Origin of the sequence: Nostoc sp. (assembly GCF_036917395.1) — a bacterium.
Classification (GTDB): domain Bacteria; phylum Cyanobacteriota; class Cyanobacteriia; order Cyanobacteriales; family Nostocaceae; genus Nostoc.
This window is the reverse complement of record NZ_JBALDI010000049.1, coordinates 96,532-113,151: the sequence shown is the minus strand read 5'-3', so window position 1 is coordinate 113,151 and position 16,620 is coordinate 96,532. Positions and strand designations below refer to the sequence as shown.

6 protein-coding genes and 1 pseudogene are annotated in these 16,620 nt (G+C 42.2%); all 7 read left to right on the top strand.

The genetic code is table 11. The annotated features are described in order from the left end of the window. The first annotated feature begins 4 nt into the window (after window positions 1-4). Window positions 5-4,933 carry an aminotransferase class III-fold pyridoxal phosphate-dependent enzyme gene (locus V7K46_RS17925; RefSeq protein ID WP_335115406.1) on the top strand — a complete coding sequence of 1,643 codons (4,929 nt, stop codon included), beginning with the start codon at window positions 5-7 and terminating at the stop codon, window positions 4,931-4,933. Between the two features lie 89 nt (window positions 4,934-5,022). Then, complete coding sequence (locus V7K46_RS17920) at window positions 5,023-5,961, top strand: cupin-like domain-containing protein (RefSeq protein ID WP_335115404.1); 939 nt, start codon at window positions 5,023-5,025, stop codon at window positions 5,959-5,961. Between the two features lie 59 nt (window positions 5,962-6,020). Continuing rightward, a complete protein-coding gene (locus V7K46_RS17915; RefSeq protein WP_335115402.1) occupies window positions 6,021-6,980 on the top strand; it encodes a TIGR04325 family methyltransferase in 960 nt (319 codons plus the stop codon). 337 nt (window positions 6,981-7,317) lie between these two features. Next, the gene (locus tag V7K46_RS17910; RefSeq protein ID WP_335115400.1) at window positions 7,318-7,479 is read left to right on the top strand and encodes a hypothetical protein; all 162 of its coding nucleotides are present in this window, start codon (window positions 7,318-7,320) and stop codon (window positions 7,477-7,479) included. 332 nt (window positions 7,480-7,811) lie between these two features. Continuing rightward, window positions 7,812-11,078, top strand: coding sequence for a non-ribosomal peptide synthetase (locus tag V7K46_RS17905; protein ID WP_335115398.1), 3,267 nt, complete (start codon window positions 7,812-7,814; stop codon window positions 11,076-11,078). Then, the gene (locus tag V7K46_RS17900; RefSeq protein WP_335115396.1) at window positions 11,075-15,367 is read left to right on the top strand and encodes a non-ribosomal peptide synthetase; all 4,293 of its coding nucleotides are present in this window, start codon (window positions 11,075-11,077) and stop codon (window positions 15,365-15,367) included. Before V7K46_RS17905 ends, V7K46_RS17900 begins: the two co-directional genes overlap by 4 nt. A gap of 407 nt (window positions 15,368-15,774) precedes the next feature. Then, a pseudogene (locus tag V7K46_RS17895) lies at window positions 15,775-15,978 on the top strand (DUF4114 domain-containing protein); the annotation flags it as partial. Window positions 15,979-16,620 lie beyond the last annotated feature (642 nt).

Genomic DNA, 16,620 nt, shown 5'->3' with positions numbered 1-16,620 from the left:
AAATATGCAAGCATCCGATAACCAAGATCCTATTGATGGTGTTGCCATTATTGGCATGGTAGGAAGATTTCCTGGCGCGGGGAATGTCGATGAGTTGTGGCACAATCTGTGTCAGGGATTAGAGTCAACGACTTTTTTTAAGGATGAGGAGCTAGATCCTAGTATTGACCCGAACCTTTGCAAAGATCCTAGTTACGTGAAAGCTAGAGGAATCATTCCTGGGGGGGAAACCTTTGATGCTGCCTTCTTTGGCATTAATCCACTGGAAGCTGTGGTTATGGACCCACAGGCTAGAGTTTTCCTAGAGTTGGTTCATGAAGCTTTAGAAAATGCTGGTTATGAATCAGAGTCTTTTGATGGTTTGATTGGTTTGTACGCTGGTTGTGGTCAAAATACTTATTTTGCTAACCATATTTCTGGTCGTATGGAAATTGTCGATCGCATTGGCGAGTTCCAGACGATGTTAGCAAATGAAAAAGACTTTTTGACCACTCGTGCTGCTTACAAGCTCAACCTCAAGGGTCCCGCTGTCAGCGTTAATACGGCTTGCTCTACTTCTTTAGTAGCAATTATTCAGGCTTGTCAAGCCTTAAACAGCTATCAGTGCGATATGGCTCTAGCTGGTGGTGTATCTATGACTACACCCCAAAACAGCGGTTATGTGGCTCAAGAAGGCAGTATGCTTTCTGGGGATGGGCATTGTCGTCCCTTTGATGCCAGCGCTCAGGGCACAATGTTCAACAATGGTGCAGGATTGGTTGTCCTCAAGCGTTTAGAAGATGCCCTTAATGAAGGCGATCGCATCTATGCCGTAATTCGGGGTTCTGGTATCAATAATGACGGCGCTGATAAGGTGAGCTTTACGGCTCCCAGTGTAGACGGACAAGCAGAGGCGATTGCAATGGCGCAAGCTGATGCCAACTTTCACCCGGAAACCATCTCTTATATTGAAGCTCACGGTACAGCTACACCTTTAGGCGACCCCATTGAAATTGAAGCACTGACGCAAGCATTTCGTGTGCATACAAACGCGAAACAATTTTGTGCGATCGGCTCTGTTAAAGGCAATGTCGGACATTTAGTTGCTGCGGCTGGGGTAGCAGGGTTAATTAAAACCGCTCTTGCCCTACATTATAAAAAGATTCCACCTAGCTTAAATTTTGAGGCTCCCAATCCCAAGATTGACTTTACCAACAGCCCTTTCTATGTCAATACCAAGCTAGCTGAATGGTCAGAGGGTGAAACTTTGCGACGAGCGGGTGTGAGTTCTTTTGGTGTCGGCGGGACTAATGCTCATATTGTGCTAGAAGAAGCGCCACAAATCCAAAATTCGGGATCTTCTCGCCCACAGCAGCTATTGTTGCTCTCGGCAAAAACTAGTAAAGCTTTGGAGGCTGCAACAGCAAATTTGCAGCAACATTTACAATATAATGCCGAAATTAACTTAGCCGATGTAGCTTATACCCTACAACGAGGGCGCAAAGCTTTTAACTACCGACGCAGTATAGTTTGTCACGATATCACAGATGCGATCGCAGCCCTACAATCTTTAGATCCAAATCAAGTAAATACCCGTAATACAGAAATCCGCAATCCAGCCGTTGTCTTCATGTTCCCCGGACAAGGATCGCAATATGTGAACATGGGACTGAATCTCTACAACCGCGAACCTGTATTTCAGGAGGTAGTAGATGAATGTGCCCAAATCCTTAAACCTTTGTTGGGCATGGATTTACGAGAAATCATGTATCCCGCACCGAGCGATAGCGAAACTGCGGCTACCTTCCTGCGGCAAACCTGTTTTACCCAACCAGCATTATTCGTCATTGAATACGCTTTAGCGCAACTGTGGCAAAGTTGGGGAGTCAAGCCCCAAGCCATGATTGGTCACAGTATTGGCGAATTTGTCGCCGCCTGTATTGCGGGTGTATTTACCTTAGAAGATGCACTGATGTTGGTTGCAAATCGCGGTCGCTTAATGTGGGAGTTACCATTCGGGGCTATGCTCTCAGTGCGCCTACCAGCCAAAGAAGTAGAGCCACGATTGAGCGCAGAACTAGCGATCGCAGCAATTAACGGCCCTTCCCTGTGTGTCGTTTCTGGGCCAACAGAGGCGATCGCGGCTCTGCAAAAACAATTAGAAAGCGAAGAAGTTGTCTGTCGCCATTTACACACTTCCCATGCTTTCCATTCCCCAATGATGGATAGCATCATTGCCCCCTTTGCTGAGGTAGTTGGGAAGGTTAAATTATCACCTCCCCAAATTCCCTTTGTTTCTACAGTTACCGCCGACTGGATTACAGCCCAGCAAGCAACTGATCCGATGTATTGGGCTACACATTTACGCCAGACTGTGCGATTTGCGGAGGGTGTACAAACCCTATGGCAGCAGCCAGAACGCATACTGTTAGAGGTGGGGCCGCGAATCACAACTACGACTCTAGCCCGCCAACAAGCAAAAGATATTAAACAACAGATAGCGATGCCTACGGCGGGCAAAGCCTACGCTTCTCTCGGTGATAACGCCCAGAACGAAGCCGAATGGACGGCATTACTGAAGGCAGTAGGACAACTGTGGCTAGCAGGAGTATCTATTGACTGGAGCAACTTCTATCAAAGGGAAACGCGACAACGAATTTCTCTGCCTACCTATCCCTTTGAACGCCAACGCTTCTGGATTGATCCTCCACCTCATCCCAATCGTGCATCAACTCCTAAACTTTCAAATAGCCTATTAGAAAAGACTCAAACTATGAAAACATACCCTCAGCAAAAGCTCATTCCTCTGCTAAAAGAAATTATCGAAGAAACCTCAGGATTGGAAATCGCTAATGTTGACGACTCGACAACATTTTTAGAAATGGGATTAGATTCTTTATCCCTGACTCAAGTGGGGCTAGCGTTGAAGAAAAAATTTCAAGTCAAGGTAACACTTAGGCAGTTATTAGAAATTTATCCCAATTTAGGAAGACTGGCTGACTTTATCAATCCAGCCTTGTCTGCCGAAACTCTATCCGCATTAGGATTAATAGAAACCGTTGCAGAACCCACTCCAGAAGTACAATTATCAGCACCTGCAACCACATCACCCACTTTGGTAGTCCATGAAGTTCATCCAAATGGATCTGCACCTGAGATTTTTCCCCAACCTGCTGCATCCAGTTTCCTCGAAAATGTGATTAATCAGCAGCTGCAAATCATGACTCAGCAATTAGCGCTATTGGCTAACAGCAGTCAATCTGTAACAATCCCAGTTGTACCTGCGGCGACATCTCAAAATAATGGTGTCAAACCACAAAACGCTGTATCTATCCCAGCTACTCAAACGAGCAAAGAATCACTTCCATCGGTAGACACTGAGACGAATGGTGCTAAAAAGGCATTTGGTGCGGCAGCTCGAATTGAAAAGACCCAGACTAAAACTTTGACAGCGCATCAACGAACTCATCTAGACAAAATTATCCAAAGATATACACAACGGACTAAAAAATCCAAAGAATATACTCAATCCCATCGCCCTTACCTGGCAGACCCAAGAACTGTTTCTGGGTTTAACCCGACCATGAAAGAGATGGTTTACCCCATCGTAGCGTCTCGTTCATCGGGTTCTAAACTTTGGGACGTTGATGGTAATGAATATGTTGATTTAAGCAATGGCTTTGGCTTGAATTTGTTTGGTTGGTCACCACCTTTCATTACCGAAGCAATTGAAGCACAACTGAAACTCGGCATGGAAATTGGCCCCCAGACTCCCTTAGTTGGAGAAGTGGCACGGCTGATGTGTGAGTTGACCAACTTTGACCGAGCAGCCTTTTGTAACACAGGTTCGGAAGCGGTTCTGGGAGCGATGCGGATGGCACGCACAATCACAGGGCGTAACTTAATCGCCATCTTTTCTGGAGCTTATCACGGCATTTTGGATGAAGTAATTGTTCGGGGAACAAAGAAACTCCGGTCAATTCCTGCTGCTCCCGGTATCCCACCGGAAATGGTAGAGAACATCTTGGTACTAGACTATGATTCGCCTGAGTCCCTAGAAATCCTCAAAAATCGGGCTGATGAGTTAGCAGCAGTAATGGTTGAATCTGTGCAAAGCCGTCGCCCTGAATACCAGCCCAAGGAATTCCTCCACCAACTGCGTGATTTTACGGAGGATGCTGGTATTGCCCTGATTTTTGATGAAATTGTTACCGGATTCAGAATTCATCCAGGTGGCGCTCAAGCGCATTTTGGTATAAAGGCGGATATTGCAACTTACGGAAAGATTGTGGGCGGTGGACTACCAATTGGAGTCATTGCTGGCAAATCGCAATATATGGATGCTTTAGATGGTGGGTTTTGGCAGTTTGGGGATGACTCAGTTCCAGAGGTAGGCGTAACTTACTTTGCTGGTACCTTCGTCCGCCATCCTTTAGCACTAGCAGCAGCCAAAGCAGTTCTTCAGCATTTGCTCCATTGTGGCCCTAGCTTGCAGCAAAATCTTAATGCAAGAACCGATAAGTTTGTAGCGGAACTTATGGGCTATTTCCAGCAAGTTCAGGCTCCGTTTACAGTCTATAATTTCGGCTCCCTGTTCATGGTGAAGTCTGTACCAGAGTTTCCCTACGGAGATTTGCTGTTTTACTTGCTGCGGGATAAGGGAGTGCATACTTGGGATCATCGTCCTTGCTTCTTGACGACAGCCCATTCCGAAGCCGATCTGGGTTTCGTAATGGCAGCCTTTAAAGAAAGTATTACCGAAATGCAGTCTGCTGGCTTCTTGTCTGCACCGCCCATAGAAGTAACAAATTGCGATCGCCACAATGGAGTAGAACGCAATCGTCCTCCACAACCTGATGCCAGATTAGGACGAGATCCGCAAGGAAACCCCGCTTGGTATATCCCCGATACCGAGCGACCTGGGAAATATTTACAAGTTGCAAGTGTTTCCTGAAATAGTTTTTTGGGCTAAGTAGGTAAGTAGAAATAATAGTAATTTGAAGGTATTTTATGAGTTCATCTCCGATAATTTTGCAGCCCAGCTTGACGTTTCCTGAACGTATTCTTGAGGTGGATACGCCAGGCTTTCAAGAGAAGTTTAACCATTCTCCATTTATGTTCTCCCATAATCTCGTAAGGCATCCTTTATTTGAGATTCCTCGTCTAGTTGATCTGGCAAATACTCTTTTTCCTAAAGGACAAGTTTTTTGTTGTAATAACGGTAATTTTCCTGGAATGAAATGGGAGCAATTACCAAGGAAAAAACAAATTGTAGAAGCGATATTAAACATTCAGGAATCAGATTATTTTGTAATGTTTAAGAGCGCCCATGTTGACCCAGACTATAAGGCTTTACTAGATAAAATCTTGATTGAACTTGAAGACCTAACAACTGTTCCTTTACATCGAGAGATTACCTGGTCAATAGCTACCATTATTGTTTCTTCTCCTCACTCAATCACCCCCTACCATATTGACCATGATTGTAATTTCTTATTTCAAATACATGGTGACAAGGATGTCCATCTGTTCGATCAAAATGATCGCTCTGTATTGACAGAGGAAGAGATTGAGAATTTCTATTTAGGGCATATTTCATCAGCGAATTACCGAGAGGAGAACCAGAACAAGGCAAGTGTGAAGCACTTAGTTCCAGGAAAAGGAGTTCACCATCCAGTACTAGCCCCACACTGGGTTAAAAATAGAGATAATTACTCTGTTTCCCTAAGTATTAACTTTTGTTTGAAGACGTGCGATTTACACGCCAGAATTTATCAGGTTAATTATTATCTCCGAAAACTAGGTATGCTGCCAACTCCTCCAGGCCAGTCTGCATTACGAGATAGAACCAAAATTCTTGCTGTCGAAATGTTCTCTAAACGAAAGCCAGAAAATCATGATGAAGTGCTTCGCTCCGGTATAAAAAGAATTACTGCCCCAGCAAAACTTTTCCAAGAGGTCGTGAGGTCACTAAAGCGATAATCATCTGTCGTAATTATTAAAAACAAAGCATACACCAGATTAAGATTAAGTTTTTCGATATGTCACTAACTAAATCATCTACGAATAAGCAGAATTCGATCAAGTCATTAGCCAAGAAACCTTCTAATCGCACCACTGAGGCTGACGATTTGCACTTCTACTCCAGTTTTAAAAAGCTCATTGATCCGATTAAATTTACCCAAAGGATGGCAGATAAAATACAGAAGTTTGTTACGAAGATAGTGATAAAAATCCCTATTGTTTCAGATTACTATTACTACTACTGGTATTTTTTCCGTCATGTATCATATCGGGGGATTTTCAATACCTATTCTGAAGCCTTGAAAGCCCTTCCTTCGGGTTCTCGCATCAGCCACAGCCAGCCTGAAATTCACAATCATCCCTCAGTAGCACAATTAACTACTAGACGCGAGTTAGGTAAGCTTGATCTTATTGACTATCCAATGATCTTTTGGCTCAAGTCAGCGTTCAATGATAGTTCAACCGTTTTTGACCTTGGCGGTAATGTAGGTGTCAGCTATTATGCTTGCCGTAAGTATCTCCAATACCCTAGTAATCTTCGCTGGTTGGTGTGCGAACTCCCAGAGCTAATTATCGCAGGAGAGAAGTTGGCCAGAGAGATTGACAGTCCAGGTTTGTCCTTTACAAGGGATTTTGCTAAGGCGGAGGGGATGGATATTCTTCTGACGGTTGGCACTTTGCAATATCTAGAACTATCACTAGCTGATATTTTAGGAGAACTTAAAGTAAAGCCAAGGCATATCTTAATCAATCATACACCGTTTTATGAAGGCGAATCTTTTATAACATTGCAAAATATTGGCTATGCTTTTAGTCCATATAAAATTCAGAACCGGATTCAGTTTCTCACTTCTCTTACTTCAATTGGCTATGAATTAATCGATAGTTGGAAATTAAATCGTACCTGTTCTATTCCATTTCATCCTGAGCGATTTGTACATAACTATTACGGTTTTTATTTACGGCTCAGTGAGTAAAAATTGATGATACCAATTCTCTAAAAAAATAATTTTTATGGTTTTTGTGGGCATTGCCTACCAAAACCATAATCTGGTGAACAATGTTTAGTATACTTGGATTTTAAAAATCAGATATCATATCATGTCCGGTTAATTAGTTATGATTACCACATCTGTCCAAAACCGGAAAACCCTCTTTCTTCCTGCCCACTACGGTCTTCATGATAAGTCTTTAAGCGGACATAATATCAATTCCATACAACCATTAAAATTATTATAAAAATATCTATTATTTCGTATTTTTAACATCATTAAACACATCAATTCACTCACTTTTCTGCGCGGTATTGCAGCCTTGATTGTTGTTGTACACCATTTTTCTTACTACGCCTTACCTAAAACTGGCTCAATTTTATCCGCATATAGCGATTTTTTTCGGAATGGATATTTGTGGGTTGATTTTTTCTTTATTTTAAGTGGTTTTATCATGACCCACGTTTATATGGAAAAATTTTAAATTCCCGGTTAATGCTATATATCGGTACTATATCTTATTCGATTTATATAGTTCATTGCTTTGTTCAAGAATTGTTAAAAATATTCTGGATTGATAAATTTAACCATGTTTTTGGCAAAAATTTCACAGAATATGAAGCATTGACATCTCTAGGAGTATTTCTTATGATCATCTTATTGGCTGCATCATTGACATATAAATTTGTAGAAGTTCCTATGCGGAATTATTTAAAGTCTACAATCTTCGCTAAACAATGAATTGAACGCCAGTAGTTTGTCAAGAAAGATTTAAATTTAACCACATTGAATAAACTGAGAAAATAATAGAGTTTTATGAGCTTATTACCTGTAAATTACCAATCCAGATTAACTGCGGTTGATTTTGATCCATTTGCAGATGGAGAATTACTTTTAACCGCCCCTGCCACAGAATCACAAAAAGAAATTTGGGCTTCTGTGCAAATGGGGGATGCTGCCAATTGTGCTTATAACGAGTCCCAATCTCTGCGACTAAGAGGTAAACTTGATGTCAAAGTTTTCCAGTCTGCGGTGGAAGAGTTAGTACAACGTCATGAAGCACTACGGACAACTTTTAGCACAAATGGCAATATACTGTGCATTGTTGCTTCTCGGCAAATTGAAATCCCAATTATTGATCTCTCTAGCCTGGAACTACAGGATCAACAGGAAAAATTAGCTAGTATCTTGCGACAAGAGGTAGAGCAACCTTTTGATTTGGAACATGGCCCTCTATTTCGGGCAAAAATTGTCAAATTGCAGTTGCAAGAACATCTAGCTATTTTGACAGCCCATCATATTATTTGTGATGGTTGGTCTTGGGCAGTGCTGATGCCAGATTTGGGTAAACTCTATTCTGGCTTGCAACAGGGTATTGTTCCTGAATTAGAAGAACCAGACCACTTAAGTGAATATGCGACTTTGCAGGAAGAAGAGGCGGATAGTCCAGAAGCGATCGCCACAGGAAAATACTGGTTGAAACAATTCGCTGACTCTGTACCTGTACTGGATTTCCCTAGCGATCGCCCCCGTCCACCACTGAGAACCTTTAACGCCGCCCGCGAAGATTGGCATTTAAACTCCGAACTAGTTGCCAACCTTAAACAACTAGGGACAAAACTCGGTTGTAGCTTTATGACTACTATCCTGGGAGGATTTGAGGTTTGGCTACACCGGATGACAGGACAAAACGACTTGGTTGTAGGTATTCCAGCCGCCGGACAAGCTGCATTGGGGCAATATAATCTCGTAGGCCACTGTGTAAATTTACTACCCTTGCGTAGCCAAATTAAGAGCGAAAAATCTTTCAGCGACTACTTGCAAATGCGGCGATCGGCTGTGTTAGATGCCTATGATCATCAACAATTTACCTTTGGCAGCCTGGTCAAAAAATTAGTATTACCACGGGATTCTAGCCGCATTCCCTTAGTACCAATTATATTTAATGTCGATCAAGCCCTAGATGGCGATCAACTTCCCTTTATCGACTTGGAGGTAGAATTTTTCTCTAATCCACGCGCATTCGAGAATTTTGAACTGTTTATCAATGCTACAGAATTGCATGGTGAACTGATCCTGGAATGTCAGTACAACACTAATTTATTTGACGCTGACACTATCCGCCGCCGGATGGCAGAGTTTGAAACTTTGTTATTGTGTATAGTTGCTAACCCTAATCAAAGTATTGCTAAATTGCCAATTTTGCCAGCAGTTGAGCAACAGTTATTAGCAACATGGAACAATACTCAAACAGCTTATCCCCAAGATATCTGCATTCACCAGCTGTTTGAAACTCAAGTGGAGAAAACTCCAAACGCGATCGCTGTAGTTTTTGAAAATGAACAAATTAGCTACCGCGAACTGAATCAGCGAGCCAATCAGCTAGCCCATTATCTCCAAAGCTTAGGAGTCGGTTCAGAAGTTCTGGTTGGTCTGTGTGTCGAGCGCAGCTTGGAAATGGTTGTAGGAGTTTTAGGCATTCTTAAAGCCGGAGGAGCCTATGTACCGTTAGATTATGCTTATCCTCAAGAACGTTTAGCTTTCATGCTGCAAGATGCTCAGGTGTCAGTGCTAGTAACGCAGGAGAAGCTAAAGGCGGGGTTACCCAACCATCAAGCAGAGATTATTTGCCTTGATACCAACTGGCAATTCAGAGATTATGGGTTGGATAACCCAACACATAACATCACTTCCAATAACTTAGCCTACGTCATCTATACATCTGGCTCGACAGGTCAACCGAAAGGCGTTCAAATTCAACATCGGAGTGCTGTTAATCTCCTGAATGCGATCGCTGAAGAACCCGGTTTAACTGCTAAAGATACTCTTCTCTCTGTTACTAGCCTATCCTTTGATATTGCCGTTTCAGAAATTTTTTTACCACTGTCTGTAGGTGCGAAGTTGGTGTTAGTGAGCCGTGAAGTTGCGGCTGATGGCACCCAGCTGCTAAAAGCGCTAACCACCTCCAGGGCAACCTTTATGCAACCGACACCAGTTACTTGGCGGCTATTACTGGCAGCCGGATGGCAAGGTAGTCCTCAACTCAAGATGATTTCCACAGGCGAAGCTTTACCTAGAGAGCTTGCAAATCAATTATTACCTAAGGGAGCTTGTCTGTGGAACCTTTACGGGCCTACAGAAACAACGATTTGGTCAACAGGCTACAAGGTGACAACGGCAAATAAAGCAATAAGCATTGGTTACGCTCTTGCTAATACGCAGCTCTACATTTTAGACTCCCATTTACAACCCGTTCCCATTGGTATATCAGGTGAGTTGTATATTGGTGGCGAAGGACTAGCAAGGGGATATCTTAATCGTCCCGATCTGACTGCTGAGAAATTTATTTCTAATCCCTTCAGCCCAAACCCTAAATCACGCTTATACAAAACTGGAGACCTGGCTCGTTATTTACCAGATGGACATATTGAATACTTGGGTCGGATAGACTATCAAATAAAATTGCGTGGTTTCCGCATAGAATTGGGTGAAATTGAAACTGCACTCCTGCAACATCCAGGAGTAAAAGAAGGCGTTGTAATTGTTCGAGAAGACACTTCTAATGAGAATAATTTAGTAGGTTATATTGTTGCGGAAACTGCTCAAGATAGCTTACAAGTGATTTCGCAGTTGCGTCGATTCTTGAAACAACAGCTTCCTGATTTTATGGTGCCAACGATTTTTATGGCACTAGAAGCTATGCCGTTAACCCCTAATGGGAAAGTCGATCGCAAGGCATTGCCAGAGCCAGATGCTTCCCGCCCGGAACTGGAGGCAAATTATGTAGCGCCTCGCACTCCCATTGAGCAGCAGATTACAGATATCTGGATGCAGGTTCTTAATGTCAAGCGGGTTGGGATTTACGATAACTTTTTTGAATTGGGTGGATATTCTCTAGTAGGAATTCAAGTGGTTTCTCGAGTCCGCCAAGCCTTGCAAGTAGAAATCCTGATGTCCAATTTATTTGAATTACCAACGGTAGCAGATTTGGCTGAACGAGTGGAGACTCTGCGTTGGGCAACCCAAGGTATTCAGGCGGCTGAGAGTGAAACAGCTGATGATTACGAGGAAGGTGAGTTATGAAAACATTAGATGAACTACTATCTGAGCTACGTCAGCGCGATGTCAAACTTTGGCTAGAGGGCGAAAGCCTACGCTATCGGGCGGCAAAAGACAGTCTCACGCCGGAATTGCTGACCGAGTTAAAAACTCAAAAAGCCGAAATCATCAACTTTCTGCGACAAATTACTACAGCCGCCAGTTCACAGATTCCCCCAATTGTCGCTTGTGAACGGAATGGCAACTTGCCGCTTTCCTTTGGTCAGCAACGGTTATGGTTCCTCCATCAGTTTGAACCTGATAGTTCCTCAAATAATATGCCCGTTGTAGTGCGTTTTACGGGGAATCTCAATGTTGCTGTCTTAGAAGAAAGTTTGAAAGAAGTCGTCCGCCGCCATGAAGTCCTGCGGACAACTTTTCCAGCAGTGAATGGAAAGCCTACTCAAGTCATCGCCACCGATGTTTCCTTGACGCTGCCAATAATTGACTTGCAGCAAGTACCAGATGAACAACGGGAGGCGGAAGCTCACTTACTGGCAACTAAAGAAGCTCATCAACCCTTTGATCTAGGCAAGGGGCCGATTTTGCGGGTGTTACTGCTGGAGTTAAGCGAGCAAGAGCATCTGCTGATTTGGAATATGCACTGCATAGTTTGTGATGGAGCTTCTTCTGATCTGTTCTATCAAGACCTGACTACCATCTATAAGGCATTGTCGGCGGGGAAGGCTTCTCCTTTACCTCCCTTAACTGTGCAGTATGCTGATTTTACCAATTGGCAATATCAATGGCTCCAGGGAGAGGTTTTAGAGTCACAGGTAAACTACTGGAAACAAAAGCTAGAAGGTAATTTACCTATTATTGAGTTACCTTACGATCATCCCCGTCCTTACGGTGTGCAAACCTATCGAGGCGATCGCGCTGCCCTGCTGCTATCAAAGGCGCTGAATCATGCCCTGACAGACCTAAGTCAAAAGTGGGGAGTGACCCTCTTCATGACTCTAGTGACAGTGTTTGAGCTATTGCTCTACCGTTATTCTGGACAAGAAGACCTACTCATTAGCTTTGCAAGTGCAAGTCGGGGACAAGTAGAAACCGAAGGGCTGATTGGATTTTTTTCTAATACTCTTGTACTGCGGAGTAACATTGCTCTTAACCCAACTTTCCGAGAATTGTTAGACCGAGTGCGTAAGGATTGCTTACAAGCTTATACCCATCAAGACCTACCCTTTGAGAGACTAATTGAAGAACTTAGACCAGAACAACAAAGTCGGAATTCGCCTTTATTTCAGGTAAAGTTCTCCCTCAATCCTCCTTGGTCGAATGGTCGTGGTATGGCATCAGTGAAACTACCTGATTTGACTATCACTTCTCTATTTGGCTACATCTATCACGGTAAAACCAAATATGATCTGACATTAGTCTTGCGGGAACAGGATAATGGTCTGGGCATGGTATTTGATTACAATGCCGAGATGTTTGATGCCAGTACCATAGAGCGGATGTTGGGACACTTCAAAACATTACTCGAAGGTATTGTCGCTAATCCCGATCAGCCGATTGCTGAATTACCCTTGTTGACAGCAGGTGAACAAGATCAATTGTTGGTTGAGTGGAACGGCAATCAGGCTGATTATCCCCAGAATACTTGTATCCATCAGTGGTTTGAAAATCAAGTCAAGCAAACTCCAAATAATATTGCAGTAAGTTTTGAAAATCAGCAATTAACCTATCAAGAACTCAACCAGCGTGCAAATCAACTAGCCCACTATTTGCAAACTCTAGGGGTAAAATCTGGGGTATTCGTCGGTCTTTATGCAGAGCCTTCCTTAGAGATGATTGTGGGGCTGTTGGGTATTTTGAAAGTTGGGGGAACTTACGTATCCATAGCTCCGACATCTGGGCAAGATGGTCTGGCTTTCATTTTAGAAGATGCCCAAATATCCTTAGTGTTAACCCAAAGCTCATTAATTGAGAAGCTCTCTGAGCATCAGGCACAAGTTATCTGTTTGGATAGTGATTGGGAAGTTATCGCCCTACACGCTACTGAAAATACAGACTATTATACCACAGAGCAGACTCTCGCCTGTGTGATGTATGTGTCCGGTTACAATGGAAAACCCAACGGTATAGGCATTACCCACCGTAATCTTGTCACCCACAGCTTGGCAATTTGCGAAACTTGGGAGTTGACCCAGAGCGATCGCCTACTACTCATATCTAATATCACAACTGATACTTTCATTGAATCACTGTTCCCTAGTTGGATTGCTGGTGCTACCACAATTCTCCAGTCTCAAGAGCTACAAAACTCGGCGGCGCAGTTTTTCCCATTCATTGCTCAACAAAAGATTACCGTTGTTAATATACCTACTTCTTTTTGGTATGAGTTAGTTAAAGAGCCATCTGTGTCTTTACAAACCTTGCCAGCCATCTTGCGCTTAATGACGGTTGGTGGTGAAAAAGTTTCACGTAATGCTTATTTAACTTGGATAGAAAAAGTTGGCAAGCAAGTACGCTGGCTTAATGCCTATGGATCACTAGAAACAACTTTAACCGCCACGGTTTACGATCCGGAAACTGCCACTGAAGCCAGTAACACTCGTTCAGAAATTCCCATAGGAAAAGCGATCGCCAATACCCAAATCTACATTCTCGATCGGCGATCGCAACCCTTGCCAATTGGCGTTACTGGCGAAATCTACATCAGCGGTATCGGTGTTGCACAAGGCTACTTTAACCGTCCAGACTTAACATCTGAAAAATTTATCCCTAACCCCTTTAGCAGCGAATCTGGGGCATACCTTTACAGAAGTGGCGACTTAGGACGCTACTTAAGTGACGGCAATATTGAGTTTCTGGGCCGCCTAGACAATCAGGTAAAAATTTGCAGTTTTCGCATTGAGTTGGCTGAAATTGAAACAATTTTGGGTCAATATCCAGGCGTGCAAAAAACTATGGTGATTATTAAAGAAGATGTTCCTGGAGATAAACATTTAGTTGCTTATCTTGTTCCCAAACAAGGAGAGACTTTAGGGAGTGAGCAACTGCTGAGTTTTCTCCAGCAAAAGCTGCCTGAGCATTTGTTGCCTTCTGCCTTTGTCATAGTAGATTCTCTGCCATTGAATGCTAATGGCCAAGTTGATCGCAAAGCCTTATCTGCGCTTAATCCAACTAATTCTAAAATAGAAAAAACATTTGCCACAACAGAAAATCCATTACAACTTCAATTAACAGAAATCTGGGAAAATATTTTAGGAATTCATCCGATTGGAATAACAGATAATTTTTTTGATTTGGGTGGACACTCACTGCTGGCAGTCCGTCTGTTTTCTTATATTGAAAAGATAGCGGGCAAAAATCTACCTCTATCTATCCTCTTGCAAGCCCCAACTATTGAGCAATTAGCTAATATTGTTGAGCAAGAAAGATGCTCAAAACCTGGGGTTGCAGCGACGCCAACAGCTGATCTAAAGTCTGAAACATCAATTCCTTGGTCATCTTTGGTAGCTATTCAACCCAACGGTTCTAAGCCTCCTTTTTTCTGTGTACATGGTTTGGGTGGAGAAGTTCTACGTTTCCGTGAATTGGCATTGCATTTAGGATCAGATCAACCATTTTATGGATTGCAGCCACAAGGGTTAGATGGAAAACAGCTTCCTTATACCCGGATTGAAGACATGGCAGCGCACTACATTCAACAAATCCAGACTATTCAGCCCCATGAGCCTTATTTTATCGGTGGATACTCCTCTGGGGGTATAATTGCTTATGAGATGGCTCGGCAATTGGTTATGCAAGGTAAGAAAGTAGCTTTACTAGTTTTATTTGATACCTATGGTTCCAGAAAAAGCGAATCTGTGCTATTGCAAAAGCCAGCTTTTCGCCATTGGAAGAGTCTTTTAGCAATTGCATCTAACTATGTTATTAAGCAGGTAGAAAGAAATAAAGAGCGGCTTAAGTATCAGATCAAAGAGATGATCTGGCGGTTTGTCTTTCAGTTTCACCTGACCTTTGGACGCCCCTTAGCTTACTCCTATCGGAAATTTATGGTACAAGAGGCCACCATACAAGCGCTAAGAAAATATGTTCTACAAGTTTATTCAGGTCGAGCAACCCTATTCCGAACAGAAGATGGTCTTGTAATTGCCCAACAAAAGGCTGATCCTAAAATGGGTTGGAGTAAATTGGCATTAGGGGGAGTGGATATCTATGATATTTCTGGGATTCATAATTCCATTTTTAAAGAACCCCATATACGATCTGTGTCCGAAAAAATCAAAGCTTGCATAGATCAAACTATTTCAGAAACCTAAATCTTTCTAGACTTATAGGAAATGTAATTCAGGCACGAAGATTATAACGTTTTGCTTTTCACCTCTAAATCCTGAATTATGCTGTAGTTAAAGCTTTGCAACCTCATCTCGCTTGCGGGATGGGGTTGTTTTATTCGCTAGTAATATAGCGGTTCTCGTTTGCATGAAGTACATTTTTAAACCTCATCCCCAACCCCTCTCCAGTTCGCAGAGGGGAGTGTTTGCGTGCCTCAAATGCGGGGTGAGGTTCAGAATGTATTGCATCGAAGTGAGAACCGCTATAATTTCCATTGACACCTTGATATGTAAATGCGATCGCTAATCAAGCCTTTGCATAAATCCTAAACTGGCTCTTACCTAGTGTATTTACTTAAATTTTGCTGAAAATTAGAGTAAACAATATATATGGTAGATTCGATGCGATTCTTGATAGTAATGCCAATAATAATCCGAAGGTTTACTTTGCATTCTTGGGTGCTAACTCAGATCACGTAGATCACATTCGACTGTTGGAAAATAATCCCTTTGGTTTTGAGGATTTACCAAATGGTAGTGATAAAGATTACAACAATGTGATTGTGCAGGTAAATTTTAGTGTCAATGCTGTGTAATATTAAAATTGGGTAATTACTTAGCAAGTTTGAACATCCTCATCCCCCCTTGCGGGATGGGGCTATATTTATCCATAACAATGAAATAGATTTGATATTAATTAAACTAGTAAATTTACTGAAGGCAGTTATTAGCTTTCCTTCATAAATTTAATAGTTAATTCCTCTACGCTGACAAAAATCTTCGCCTTTACTTCTGGAGTTAATTTTTATTAAATTAAGCTAGCAAAAAAGTGATGAAGGATTCTTTTACAATCGGGCATGGCGCTGTTTTCCAAGGAAAGCTCACTGTCTTTCGCTATCAGTGATACTGTGAATCTCTATATTTAAGAATTTGTAAAAATAATTCAGAAATTTAAAGTTTTTTTATTACATAATCTTTAATTAGGGTATTTACTTAGGAAAGCATCTGTGATAGTTTCATGTTGATTATCATAAATTAAAATATGCAACACTAAGTTTAACAACCGTGTTTCTGTGTTTTGGTTTGATGAGGAGTATCCATGTTGCATACTTGCAATACTAAATATTAATTTTAAGATAGTATAAATTATGTAGTGTGAAGTAAGTGAGAAGTTTTCCTCGATCTATTTAAACTTTTGTTTTGAATAACGGATAACAGTTGTAATGTGATCTGAATGC

Excerpts from the sequence above, each read along its gene's own strand:
- V7K46_RS17905 (WP_335115398.1), top strand. The coding sequence starts at position 7,812 with ATGAGCTTATTACCTGTAAATTACCAATCCAGATTAACTGCGGTTGAT.
- V7K46_RS17925 (WP_335115406.1), top strand. The coding sequence starts at position 5 with ATGCAAGCATCCGATAACCAAGATCCTATTGATGGTGTTGCCATTATT.
- V7K46_RS17900 (WP_335115396.1), top strand. The coding sequence starts at position 11,075 with ATGAAAACATTAGATGAACTACTATCTGAGCTACGTCAGCGCGATGTC.
- V7K46_RS17915 (WP_335115402.1), top strand. The coding sequence starts at position 6,021 with ATGTCACTAACTAAATCATCTACGAATAAGCAGAATTCGATCAAGTCA.